The organism is Nautilia sp. PV-1 (assembly GCF_004006315.1).
Classification (GTDB): Bacteria; Campylobacterota; Campylobacteria; order Campylobacterales; family Nautiliaceae; genus Nautilia; species Nautilia profundicola_A.
In genome coordinates this window covers 888,766-900,612 of sequence record NZ_CP026530.1, presented here as the reverse complement: position 1 = coordinate 900,612, position 11,847 = coordinate 888,766, and the positions used below count along the sequence as shown (strand labels likewise).

The window sequence follows — 11,847 nt, the reverse complement described above, 5'->3', positions numbered from 1 at the left end:
AATGTGTGAAAATGTTTATAAATTTACCGATAAATTTATGAATCTGTTTTTTAATCTGACAATGCCTCTTAGCAATCACATAGATTTAGCTATTTTCGGGGCGTTTGTTTTTGTTTTAGTTCTTTCTTTTGTTCCGAAAACGGATCTTTTTATAGAAAAGCTTACTAAGTTTTTTATGATTCTTGCTTCAATCGCATTAATCATACTGACATTAATAGTCAGTTACGACGTTATAGCAAGAAAACTTTTTCATGGCGGAAGTATTGCGCTGCAGGAGCTTGAATGGCACCTGTATGATTTGACTTTTTTATTTGCGATAGCTTATACAATGAGCAGGGACAAACATGTCAGAGTCGATATTTTTTATGACAGATTTTCCGTTAAAACAAAAGCGATTATTCAGATTATAACCGTTTTGTTTTTCGTAGTGCCTTTTGCAACGCTTATTATTGCGGAAGCCATACCTTTCGTACAGATGAGTTATGCAATGCATGAACAGTCCGGCGATCCGGGCGGTCTCGGGTGCAGATGGATTATAAAAAGTACTATGATTATAGGGTTTGTACTTGTTCTGCTTCAAAGTATTTCTGAATTAAAAAAAGCATATTATAAACTTAGACATTCAAAAGGATAAAAATGACGGGGTTAATATTATTTGCGGTTGCTTTTATTTTGTTAATGCTGGGTATACCGGTTGCTTTTGCATTTGGTGCAAGCGCGGTTTTTGCCGCCTGGATTGATCCTAACGTCGGTCTTCAGGTTTTCGGTCTTCTTCCTTACAGAATATTCGGAAGGATGGACAACGTAATTTTAATGGCTGTTCCTTTGTTTATTTTTATGGGGCTTATTCTGGAAAAAAGCAAAATAGCCGAAAAAATGCTTGAATCGATAGGGGAGCTTTTCGGACCTGTCAGAGGAGGGCTTGCGATAGCCATTGTTATTGTGGGTGCCATTCTGGCTGCCACTATGGGTATTGTTGCTGCCAGTGTTGTTATGATGACTACTATTTCGCTTCCGGTTATGTTAAAACACGGATATTCTCCTAGACTTGCAGGTGGAGTTATTGCAGCAAGCGGTACGCTAGGACAGCTAATTCCTCCTAGTATTGTTTTGATTATTTTGGGTGCGGTTATGAATATCAGTGTAGGAGATTTGTTTAAAGCCGCCGTTATTCCGGGACTGATTGTTGTATGTTTATATATTATGTATATACTTATACTTTCATTTTTTAAACCTGAAATTGCTCCGGCAATTAAAACCGACAAACCATATTCCCAGATTCTTATAGAAGCTGTTAAATCCCTTGTGGCTCCCGCTATTTTAATAGCTATAGTATTGGGGAGTGTGTTTACAGGATTTGCAACACCAACGGAATCAGCCGCAGTCGGTGCGTTAGGCTCTATTATTCTGGCTGTTTTTTACGGCACGTTTAGCTGGGATTTGCTTAAATATGCCGCAAAAGAAACAGTTACGATGACGGGCATGATTTTTATGATTTTAATCGGTGCGGCCGCATTTTCTCTCGTATTTAACGAATCAGGAGCAGGGGATATCGTAACCTCTTTCTTTACGGACGATATATCAAGCAAATATATTTTTATTTTCTTTGCTATGTCTCTGATTTTTATATTAGGATTTTTTGTAGACTTTATTGAAATCACATTTATTATTATTCCTATACTTCTTCCGATTGTACAGGAGTTTAATATAGATCCGTTATGGTTTGCTCTGTTAATTGCGATTAACTTGCAGACTTCGTTTTTAACTCCGCCTTTTGGATTCAGTCTTTTCTTTTTAAAAGGCGCGGCAGGCAATAAAATACAGACAAAAGACCTGTATATTGGGATTATTCCGTTTATATTGTTCCAGATTATTACACTGCTGATAATTTTCTTCTTTCCGCATTTAGTGGAGATGTTAGTTAAATAATGGTTTATATAGGCACAAGCGGCTATTATTATCAAAACTGGGTAGGGGAATTTTATCCCCCTTCTATAATGAAATATCACTATTTCGATTATTACGCCAATCATTTCAATTCGTTAGAGTTAAACTCCACTTTTTACCGTTTTCCCAAAATTCAGACAATGAGATCTTGGAAATATAAATTAAAAAATTATCCGGAATTTAAACTCTCGGTAAAAGTCAGCAGAAACATCACCCATAAAAACAGATTAAAAGACACTGACTTAATGAAAGACTTTATCAATAATGTTTCTGTGCTTGGTGATAAACTTGGTGTAATATTACTTCAGCTGCCTCCGAGTCTGAAATACGATATATTGCTTTTGGAAGAATTTGTGCGTTGTCTTGACGACAATTTTAAATTTGCCATAGAATTCAGAAACGGCAGCTGGTACAGGCTTGAAACATATACATTGCTAAAAAATAAAAACATAGCTTTGGTCTGGCATGATTACAGACAGGAAATAGTTTACGAAAAAACCGCTGATTTTATTTATGTCAGACTTCACGGCTCAAACGGAAAATACAGAGGCAGTTATCCGCAAGAGTTTTTTATTACATTAAAAGAAAAAATAAACAACACACTCAGCTATGTCTATTTTAACAATACGGATGATAACAGTGCGTTTAAAGACGCTTTGAGACTGCAAGAGCTTTTAGAATAAAATTTAAGAGAATATACATTATGTTAACTAAATAATATTTATGTTTTATTATAGTTTAGGCTAATATACTGAATAAACGCTGTTAAATCATATTGTTTTTTCAAAACAAAAGAGAGAAAGCCCTTTTTACTGGGCTTCTTGCTGGATTCTTTTCATTGTTCTTTTCATTTGTCTGTAAGTGTTTTGTATCTGTTTCATCTGCTGTTCAAGTTTAAGCGTATCATAGTAAGCTTTTTTGTTGGTTTTTTTCATTTCCTGTTTCATCTGTTTGATCTGTTGTTTCATCTGCTGCATTGTTTTAGCCATTTTTTGCATATCTTGCTGAACGGCATTAACTCTGGCTCTGGTTCTTGTTCTGGTTCTTGTCTGAGTTTGCTGAGCTTTTTGTGATTTGTTCATAGAATTTGAACCAAATGAACCACCCGTAATTGAATCTGCGGACATAACTCCGCCTCCGCCCATTCCGGCTGACGCACTTGCACTGCCTGAAGCTGAGCCGCCCATGCCGCCCATGCCACCGCCCATTCCTCCGGCAGCTCCGCCGCCGAATGCGAATAGCATTGATGAGCTTAATAATGCGATACTTAATAGTTTTGTTACTTTTTTCATTTTTAACTCCTTTTTATAAGTTATGTAAAATTATAAATGACAGGAGTTAATGAAAAGTTAATGTTAAAATAATTTATTTAAAAGATCTTTGTTTTCTTCAAGATATTTGTCTATAAGTTTTCTTAATTCTTTGCTTGAATCAGAATGTTTTAGTTTAGCTATTTTTTTAAAAGCTTCCCATTTCGATTTTTCTACTTTAAAATTAGCGTTTTTCATTTCTATCATTATTTTACCTTTAAATTTTCATTATTATTTCATTAATATATATTGTTACGTTATTTTATTTAATTTTAGGCTTTTTTGCTATACTTTCACCAAAAAAAGGGTAAAAATGAACGAAAAAGAAATATTTGACAGAGCCGGAAGCAAATGTGAACTATGCGAAAGCGACAACAGCCTTTCGGTTTATGAAGTATATAAAAGCGAAGATAACGACGGGTACGCCCTGCTCTGCGAAACATGTTTGAGTCAGATCGAATCGCAAAATTACGATGAAAATCATTTTAACTGTTTAAACAACGCAATGTGGAGTGAAGTTCCGGCTGTTAAAATTTTAAGTTATAAAATTTGGCAGGCGCTTGGAAGAAGCGATATGACGGATATGATGTATTTAACCGATGAAGAAATGGCAATAGCGAACAAAACTGAAGAAGTTGTAAAAGATTCAAACGGAAACATTCTAAAAGCCGGTGACAGTGTAAGCGTAATTAAAGATCTTGAAGTAAAAGGTGCCGGTAAAACAATCAAAAGAGGTACTGTAGTTAAAAATATCAGAATGTGTGATGTTGATGGACATGTTTCATGTAAAGTAGACGGTATCGGTCAGGTTTATTTAAAAACAGAATTTCTTAAAAAGATCTGATAGGGCAATCCCCTATTTCAGATATTTATTCGCTATCGTTTTAATTTCTTCATATATCTTGTCAAAATCCGCACTGTAAACCCTGGTATCAAAAACCGTAGTCATCAGATTCGTATCACGTTTAAATCTCGGAACTATCTGCAAATGTATATGATCCGGTATCCCTGCACCCGCGTCAAAACCTAAATTCCATCCCATATTAATACCGTGAGCGCCGAAATCTTTTAATATTTTACAGCCTGTCTGAGCCATTTTTGCTATATGGCAGACTTCTTTTTCGTTTAAATCCTCATAGTTTGATACGTGTCTTAAAGGTATAATCATAAAATGTCCGGGATTATAAGGAAATCTGTTCATTACGAAAAAACATATTTCATCCCTGTAAAAAACCTGGTTTTCTTCATCTTTTTCAGGCGTGTTTGCTATATCGCAAAAAACACATCCTGTCTGTTTTTTGACGTGATATTCTCTTCTCCAGGGAGCATAAAGTCTTTCCATTATTTTCCTTTATATATTATATGTATAGATTATATCAAATGTTACCGAGAAGTTCGTTTATTATTTTTTCCCCTTCTTCTTTTGATATTTCGTTGTTTTTTATTTTATTTTTGATGTAAGTAATTTCATCATCCCTTTCTTTAATTAACATAATTAATTCACTCTGTAATTCCTGGATTCTTTTTTTTAAAGTCGGATAAGTAATACCTAGTTTTTCGGCAAGATCTTTTAAATTGCCTCCGGCCAGTATGAGCTCAACCGCGAGTTTTTGGGAGTTTAAGGACAGTTTTGCAAGAAGAGGGAAAGAAAAACCGCCTTCAAAAACTGTATTGCAGTGAGTGCACTTCAACCGTTCAATTTGAAGGTTTGATTTACATACGAAACATTTTGTCATTTTCGAGCCTTTTAATATTGTTAAAATATTATAGGCTATTTTTTAAAATAATTCAAATTTATTAAATAATTTTTTTAATAATTTAAAACTGCGCTATTAGTTAAGCGTTAACATCCCCTATTTTGCTTTTGATTGAATTGATTTTCTGTTTCATTCTGTTAGATTTATTTTTTCTTATATCCATTTTGATTGTTGTATATACCCTGTTGCAGTCGGGTTCTAACTGTTTGTATGCGTTATTGATAACTTCCGTGGCTTCCTCCATGGTTTCTACTTCAAACACCGTTCCCATAGGAGTCAGCTGATAGTTTATATCGCTTTTTTGAAACATTTTAATGACCCTGCTTACATATTCGCTTACACTCTCCCCCTTGTCTGTCGGGAATATCGCAAATTCCACTAATACACTCATTTTTTCTCCTTTTTTGATTGGATTTTACCAAAAAAGTGTTTATTTATTACAAGTTAAGTATCATAATTATGGATGTGTATTTGTATTCATATTTAATTCAAAAAATTAAGAGTAGAAAATATAAAAAAAGAAAAGAAGAACTTATTCTGTTTTATTACTGTCTAAAAATTTAATTGCTACTCCTTCTGCTTTTGCAGTTTGTACCCATGGACCTAAGCCTCCAATAATATATAAAGCAAACCATCCGCAACCACATTTACAAGTAGGAATAGTATATAAACTATGCTCACCATACCATTTTATATTTATGACATCGTCACCTCCCAATGCTTTTGCTTTGCTTTCAAGTCTTTTTAATACTTTTGAAGCAATATCAGAGCAGTCGTCCCATGCAAATCCTGAAGCAGATGCATATATTGGACCTATTTCTTTATATTTTAAATTTCCACCCTCACTTAGAGTATATGCATGATATTGCTTATAATTGAGTTCTGCATTTTTGTATGTACAACCCGTAAATAAAAAAAGTCCTACAATACTCCCCATTATAATATTTTTTATTTTCATTCTTTCTCCCTTTTAATGTTTTATTAATATTATAACTAAAATCTAATTTATTAAGTTACTTTTTATATTTAGTTATAATAAATAAAAAGGTTTGTTATGTTTATAACAGCAAATTACGTTGATATTGTAAACAAAAAAATTTTTCCGGCCAAAATAACAATAAAAAACGGAAAAATAGAGTTTATTGAACGGATTAAGAATGCTGAAAATTATATCCTTCCGGGATTTATTGATGCTCACATCCATATAGAAAGTTCAATGCTGCCGCCCTCTTCTTTTGGTGAAATAATGCTTTCCCACGGCCATGTCGCAAGCGTAAGCGACCCGCATGAAATTGCCAATGTTTTAGGTTTAAAAGGCGTATACTGGATGATAGAGAACGCAAAAGAGACCGCTTTAAAGATATATTTCGGTGCCAGTCCCTGCGTTCCAGCAACTCCGTTTGAAACCAGAGGAGCAAAGCTTGGTGTTGAGGAAATAGAAGAACTGTTTAAAAGGGATGATATTTTATACTTAAGTGAAGTAATGAATTTTCCCGGTGTAATAAACGGAGATGAAGATATGCTCTCAAAAATCGCGCTTGCCAAAAAATACAATAAACGTATTGACGGTCATGCGCCGGGGCTTAGAGGAGAAGATTTGACGAAGTATATAAATGCCGGTATTCAAACGGATCATGAAGCGTTTACACTTGAAGAAGGCGAAGAAAAAATAAAAAAAGGCATGAAAATAATTATAAGAGAAGGCAGTGCGGCTAAGAATTTTGAAGCGTTATATCCTCTGATAGACAAATATCTGGATAAAATAATGTTTTGCTCTGATGACAGGCATCCTGACGATTTAATTAAAGGCGATGTTAACCTGCTAGTAAAACGTTCCCTTCAAAAAGGATGTGATCTTTTTAATGTATTAAAAGCCGCGTGTATAAACCCGGCACTGCATTACGGTCTGGATGTGGGACAGCTCCAAACAGGAGATCCGGCTGATTTTATTATTGTTGACGATTTAGAGGAATTTAATGTTTTATCCACATACATTAACGGCAAAAAGGTTTATGACTGTGATAAAGAACTTAAATTTAAAGAAGTTTATCCTGTAAATAATTTTAATGCTGAAAAAATTGCTGATATTGATATTAAATCATGTAAAACATACAATGTAATTGAAGCCGTTGACGGTGAACTTATTACCAAAAAACAGAACCATAAAGGTTTTGTTCCCGATATTGAAAAAGATATACTGCTTTTTTCAGTTACCAACAGATATAAAAGCACTCCTCCGTCTGTAGCTTTGATTAAAGGTTTCGGTTTGAAAAAAGGAGCCATAGCTTCCAGTGTTGCGCATGACTCCCATAATATCGTGGCAGTCGGAAGCAGCAAACAAGAAATGATCAAGGCAATCAATACCGTTATTGAAATGAAAGGCGGAATATGTGCCGTAGAAGGCGACGAGGTAAAAGCTTTAAAACTTGATATTGCAGGGCTTATGAGCAGTGAAAACCCTTATGACGTTTCTAAAAAGTATACTGAAATACAAAATTTTGCAAAAGAGTTCGGATGCAGTTTATCGTCACCGTTTATGACGCTTTCTTTTATGGCACTGCTTGTAATTCCGGAAATTAAATTATCAGACAAAGGGCTTTTTGATGTAGAGAAGTTTAAGTTTATTGATTTATGTATTTCCTGAGGATCTGAAAATCTTTTTCATTATGAGCGTAAATAACCGCTTCACACTCAAAATCGACATTTCTGGAAAAGAACTCTTTATAAATCCGTATTACTTTTTCTTTATCCAGACCGCCGATGCCTGTGCCCATCAAAGGAAGTACAATTTTACACGGAGCGTATTTTTGTATGATATTTTCAATATTGTAAAGAATTTTTTTAACAGTATCGTATGTAGGCGAAGGATCAGGCTTTGAGTAATCCATTACGGCTGCATGAATAGCGTATTTAAATTTAGGATTTCCGGGGCAGGAAGTTACTGTCACTTCGCCCTGCTTTATAGGAGCCTGTTTTTTCATCTCGCTTTGCAGCTCTTCCGAGCAGTTTATCCGGAATGCCGCAGAAACGCCGCTTCCGAGGAAAAGATCCGTATTTGAAGGGTTTACAATAAAGTCTGATTCTTTTTCATCAAAGATATTTCCCTGTTTTACTGTTATTTTATACATTCAAGTACTTTATGCTCAATTAACCGTCTGTTTTTAGCAGCGTCTGTTCCGTTAAAAAAGAAATAATGGTCTCCGTTTAACATAATATAATCAGTATTTAACAGTTCCGCCTGTTTTACAACAGCGGCAGGAGGAACGGCCGTATCTTCTTTTCCTCCGAAAACAAGCGTTTTTCCTGAATAATTGGAAAATCTGTCCGTAAAATCTTCATCAACAACATTTTTGAAGGTTTCATACATGTTTTCATTCATTTCTTTTGCATCTTCACTTACAAAAAATTTCCTAAAAGAGCTCAAACCCAATTTTTTTAGAAGTTTAAATGTTTTTATTTTTACTCTTACTTTTAAAGGTTTCGGCATTACAATACCCGCACTCGCTAAAAGTACTAAAATTTCCGGGTTTAGAAGTGTTGCGACTTTGCCTCCGAAACTGTGCCCTATTACAATATCTTTCGTTAAACCCAGAGAATTTAAAAATTTATCGATTATTTCAGCATAGTCGCCGGTATTTAAAATATAATCGTTTGTAGATTTGCCAAATCCCGGCATATCTATATATACATGCCTGAATTGCTGGAAATTTTCTTTAAAACATTTCATTATTTCTTTATTGCTTCCCCAGCCGTGCAGAAATATAATGTTTTTGTCTTTTCCTGGATTTATGACATCATAGGCTATTTTAAATTTTTTGCCGTTATGTTCAATATCCCTAATTGCCACTTTTTTCTCCGTATTTCGGTTTGAAAATCAAACTTGCGGAATTTATACAGTATCTGATACCGGTAGGTGCCGGTCCGTCTCCGAATATATGTCCCAGATGTCCTCTGCATCTGCCGCACATTGCTTCGATTCTTGTCATTCCTCCAGTAAAATCGGCTTTTTCCAATACTTCTCCTGTAGAAATGTAAAAACTGGGCCATCCGGTTCCGCTGTCAAATTTATGTTCGCTGCTGAAAAGTTCGGCGCCGCAGCATTTGCAGTAGTATATCCCCGGGCTTTTATTGTCCCAGTATTCATTATTAAATGGCGGCTCGGTGCCTTTTTCACAAATAACCCGTTTTTCAAACTCCGTTAGAGTGTTTTTGCAGTTGCACATATAAAACCTTTGATATAATTTTGAAAATTTTATCCAAAATAGGAGTTAAATGAAAGATTTACAATCTTTAAACAGATTAATTGAAGCGTTCGAAGAACTGCCGAGTATCGGGAAAAAATCGGCCACAAGACTGGCAATAAGCATTGCAAAAGACAAATTCAAAGCCTTAAAACTGATAAACGCCATTGAAGACGTGGTTGCAAATATTAAAGAATGCGAAATATGCGGCAATTTCAGCGAACACGAGATATGCGACATATGCAGCGATGAACACAGGGATAAAACGCTTGCCGTTGTTGAAAATTCAAAAGATATTATTACAATAGAAGAAAGCGGAAGTTATAAGGGATATTATTTTGTATTAACCCACATTGACGATGAAATCATCGAAAAACTTAAAAATATTATCAGGGAAAAGAAAATCGAAGAGCTGATTTTTGCTTTTCCTCCTTCCGTAGAGTCGGAAGCCAGAAGTCTTTATATAGAAGACAAATTAAAAGATTTAAATATTGAATTTACACAAATAGCCCAGGGTGTGCCTACCGGCGTGCATTTTGAAAATGTGGATGTTAATTCCCTCGCTAAAGCAATTAAACAAAGGTTTAAGCTTTAAAGCATCTTTTACCCATATCTTCCGGGTAGCCTCTTTTTTTGGCGGTTTCTTTAGCTTTTTCGGTAACGGTTTTATCGTCTAAATTTTTTATTTCATCTATTTCAATCTGTTTTTTATACGGCGTGTTGAACTTTTTATTTAAATCTTTTACAATCGAATCCGCCATTGACGTAACTGTTGAAGCTTTTACCACTTCACATCTTGCATAATTGTTTTCAAAACTTATTTCAACGGCCCTGAGCTCGGCATCTGTTCCGGGAATCTGCTGGGCGCCGTATAAAGGAACGAAAGTCGGTTTGCTGTTTTTAAATTCAGGTATGAATCTGCTTAAATGTTCAATGGCTTTTTTTGCTCTGCTTTCGGCTTCTTCTTTTTCCCATCCTTTTTCTATTTTCTCTATAAAATGTTTAGGAAGTCTGGGATAAGAGCTGTTTTCACTGCTGCTTACCAGACCGTCTTCAAATAAAGTAATATCTTTCGTCATTCCGTGAAGCTGGAATATTCCGTTTGCGTAAGGGGTAAACTGTCCCATTCCCTGGGGAGTGCCCCGTTTACCGTGAAAGATTATTTCCGGCCATGTAAAATTGAAATTCTCATTTTTTACAACGTAAGCGGCTTTAAATTCCGTCAGTTTTTCTCTTTTAAAGTGTAATTTATCGTCAATTATCCCGCTTTTAAATCCGGCGGCATTAATTAAATAATCAAATTCTTCACCGTTGAGTATCCATTTGCCGTCAACTTTTTTCAGCTCTTTTACTTCTTCATATTTAACAATGCCTTTAGGTTCTAATATCATTTTGGCTATTGCTGCTAGTCTAAATACGTTTACTCCGTATTCCTGAACCAAAATTACGGGATATTTAATATTATCGAGATTTACGTATTTTGCAAAAGGTATCAGCCATTCGTCTGGAGTTTTAGGCACTTTTGGGAGATCTTTCATTTTAAGTTTTTGCAGGTCTTGTTTATAATATAGTCTGTAATACTCATCAGGCTCTCCTAATACTTTATTTTTAGGATCGTTTTCAATAAGTTTTTTATATTCTTTTTTTAAAATTTCCAGTGTTTCGATCAGATCTTTAGGATTTCCCTCATCATTTTTCGGCACGGCTATTACAGTCGGCCTGTAATCAATCGCCTGCGGATACAGTCTGATAAAATCAATAGATTCTTTTAAAAGAGCAATTTTTTCTTTTAGCGTTATTTCCCTGTATAAATTTCCGCCGGCATGAAGATGGCATATAGGCGGACCGCTTATAAGATCATTTTTTTCGAAAAGAGTAACGTTTATACCTAAACTGTCAAGATACATTGCAATACTGCTGCCCGTTATTCCGCCTCCGATAATTGCCGCTTTCATACAACCTCCGCAAGTTTAGTAAATTCATCAATTATTATGTCAGGTTCAAAAATTTTCACATCTTCACCGTAATTGTATCCGTAATTTACCGCTATGGATTTAATTCCCGCTTTTTTTGCAGCGATTATGTCGTTTTTGGAATCACCTATCATAACTGAGTTTTCAGGTTCAAATCCCATTTTTTCGCATACATACAAAAGAGGAAGAGGAGAAGGTTTCTTCTCAGGCAGACTTTCTCCTCCGATACACATTTCAAAATGTCCGTCAATTCCCAGTGTTTTTAATATTTCACCCACGAATTCATACGGTTTGTTTGTTACTATTGCCTTTTTATTGGGCAGTTTTTCAAGAGTTTCTTTAACTCCTGGATAAAGGGAAGTTTTTACGCATACGCTGTTTTTGTAATGGTTTTTAAAAATTTTTAAAGCTTCTTGAAGCAGATTTTGGTCATTTTTATTTTTTAATGCCCTTTCTATCAGTGTTCTTGCACCGTTTCCCAGATAATTCCTTACTTCATCTTCAGTTACGTTATCAATACCGAGTTCATTGAATGTTTTATTAATTGCTTCAGTTAAATCGGGTACCGAATCTATAAGTGTTCCGTCCAGATCAAATATTAAAAGTTCCAAATAATACC

Annotated in this window: 17 protein-coding genes; 6 read left to right on the top strand and 11 right to left on the bottom strand. The window is 35.0% G+C overall.

Going from position 1 to position 11,847, the window contains the following annotated elements:
• Window position 1 precedes the first annotated feature (1 nt).
• Genes C3L23_RS04860 through C3L23_RS04850 form a run of 3 tightly spaced genes read left to right on the top strand, consistent with a single transcriptional unit; the run spans window position 2 to window position 2,630 of the window.
• Entirely contained in the window at window positions 2-634 is a 633-nt protein-coding gene (locus tag C3L23_RS04860) for a TRAP transporter small permease subunit (protein WP_210402398.1), read from the top strand.
• Window positions 635-636: 2 nt separating this feature from the next.
• The gene (locus C3L23_RS04855; RefSeq protein WP_127680406.1) at window positions 637-1,929 is read left to right on the top strand and encodes a TRAP transporter large permease subunit; all 1,293 of its coding nucleotides are present in this window, start codon (window positions 637-639) and stop codon (window positions 1,927-1,929) included.
• Window positions 1,929-2,630 (top strand): DUF72 domain-containing protein, encoded by a 702-nt coding sequence (locus C3L23_RS04850; RefSeq protein ID WP_127680404.1) that lies wholly within the window; start codon window positions 1,929-1,931, stop codon window positions 2,628-2,630. The genes C3L23_RS04855 and C3L23_RS04850 overlap by 1 nt, the downstream gene beginning before the upstream one ends.
• 126 nt (window positions 2,631-2,756) lie before the next feature.
• Here C3L23_RS04850 and C3L23_RS04845 read toward each other — a convergent pair whose 3' ends face one another.
• On the bottom strand, window positions 2,757-3,239 hold the full coding sequence (locus C3L23_RS04845; RefSeq protein ID WP_127680402.1) for a hypothetical protein: 483 nt from the start codon (window positions 3,237-3,239) through the stop codon (window positions 2,757-2,759).
• Window positions 3,240-3,302: 63 nt separating this feature from the next.
• Window positions 3,303-3,464, bottom strand: coding sequence for a hypothetical protein (locus C3L23_RS09490; protein ID WP_168175710.1), 162 nt, complete (start codon window positions 3,462-3,464; stop codon window positions 3,303-3,305).
• 106 nt (window positions 3,465-3,570) lie between these two features.
• On the opposite strand from C3L23_RS09490, the gene C3L23_RS04840 reads away from it, so the two are divergent.
• Window positions 3,571-4,101, top strand: a complete 531-nt coding sequence (locus C3L23_RS04840; RefSeq protein WP_127680400.1) for an alkylphosphonate utilization protein — start codon at window positions 3,571-3,573, stop codon at window positions 4,099-4,101.
• Window positions 4,102-4,113: 12 nt separating this feature from the next.
• Here the strand turns inward: C3L23_RS04840 and C3L23_RS04835 are convergent, their stop codons facing one another.
• The 4 genes from C3L23_RS04835 to C3L23_RS04820 all read right to left on the bottom strand — a co-directional run bounded on the left by C3L23_RS04835 (window position 4,114) and on the right by C3L23_RS04820 (window position 5,972).
• Window positions 4,114-4,599, bottom strand: a complete 486-nt coding sequence (locus C3L23_RS04835) for an HIT domain-containing protein (RefSeq protein ID WP_127680398.1) — start codon at window positions 4,597-4,599, stop codon at window positions 4,114-4,116.
• 34 nt (window positions 4,600-4,633) lie between these two features.
• Window positions 4,634-4,993 (bottom strand): DUF2089 family protein, encoded by a 360-nt coding sequence (locus C3L23_RS04830; protein ID WP_127680396.1) that lies wholly within the window; start codon window positions 4,991-4,993, stop codon window positions 4,634-4,636.
• A 100-nt stretch (window positions 4,994-5,093) separates the two neighbouring features.
• The gene (locus C3L23_RS04825) at window positions 5,094-5,405 is read right to left on the bottom strand and encodes an MTH1187 family thiamine-binding protein (protein WP_127680394.1); all 312 of its coding nucleotides are present in this window, start codon (window positions 5,403-5,405) and stop codon (window positions 5,094-5,096) included.
• Between the two features lie 141 nt (window positions 5,406-5,546).
• A complete protein-coding gene (locus C3L23_RS04820) occupies window positions 5,547-5,972 on the bottom strand; it encodes a hypothetical protein (RefSeq protein ID WP_127680392.1) in 426 nt (141 codons plus the stop codon).
• A 96-nt stretch (window positions 5,973-6,068) separates the two neighbouring features.
• On the opposite strand from C3L23_RS04820, the gene ade reads away from it, so the two are divergent.
• A complete protein-coding gene (gene ade, locus C3L23_RS04815; RefSeq protein ID WP_127680390.1) occupies window positions 6,069-7,658 on the top strand; it encodes an adenine deaminase in 1,590 nt (529 codons plus the stop codon).
• Here the strand turns inward: ade and C3L23_RS04810 are convergent.
• From C3L23_RS04810 to msrB, 3 genes are read right to left on the bottom strand one after another with little or no spacing between them, the layout of a single operon-like run.
• Window positions 7,636-8,142: a macro domain-containing protein gene (locus C3L23_RS04810; RefSeq protein ID WP_127680388.1), complete on the bottom strand. Its 507-nt coding sequence runs from the start codon at window positions 8,140-8,142 to the stop codon at window positions 7,636-7,638. The two genes, ade and C3L23_RS04810, sit on opposite strands and share 23 nt — an antisense overlap.
• A complete protein-coding gene (locus C3L23_RS04805) occupies window positions 8,130-8,861 on the bottom strand; it encodes an alpha/beta fold hydrolase (protein WP_127680386.1) in 732 nt (243 codons plus the stop codon). The genes C3L23_RS04810 and C3L23_RS04805 overlap by 13 nt, the downstream gene beginning before the upstream one ends.
• Window positions 8,851-9,237: a peptide-methionine (R)-S-oxide reductase MsrB gene (gene msrB / locus C3L23_RS04800; protein ID WP_127680384.1), complete on the bottom strand. Its 387-nt coding sequence runs from the start codon at window positions 9,235-9,237 to the stop codon at window positions 8,851-8,853. Before msrB ends, C3L23_RS04805 begins: the two co-directional genes overlap by 11 nt.
• A 49-nt stretch (window positions 9,238-9,286) precedes the next feature.
• Between msrB and recR the strand changes: the two genes are divergently transcribed.
• Window positions 9,287-9,850 carry a recombination mediator RecR gene (gene recR, locus C3L23_RS04795; RefSeq protein ID WP_127680382.1) on the top strand — a complete coding sequence of 188 codons (564 nt, stop codon included), beginning with the start codon at window positions 9,287-9,289 and terminating at the stop codon, window positions 9,848-9,850.
• Here recR and C3L23_RS04790 read toward each other — a convergent pair.
• Both C3L23_RS04790 and C3L23_RS04785 read right to left on the bottom strand, forming a co-directional pair.
• Window positions 9,840-11,210, bottom strand: a complete 1,371-nt coding sequence (locus C3L23_RS04790; RefSeq protein ID WP_127680380.1) for an FAD-dependent oxidoreductase — start codon at window positions 11,208-11,210, stop codon at window positions 9,840-9,842. The two genes, recR and C3L23_RS04790, sit on opposite strands and share 11 nt — an antisense overlap.
• Window positions 11,207-11,839, bottom strand: a complete 633-nt coding sequence (locus C3L23_RS04785) for a phosphoglycolate phosphatase (protein WP_127680378.1) — start codon at window positions 11,837-11,839, stop codon at window positions 11,207-11,209. Before C3L23_RS04785 ends, C3L23_RS04790 begins: the two co-directional genes overlap by 4 nt.
• Window positions 11,840-11,847 lie beyond the last annotated feature (8 nt).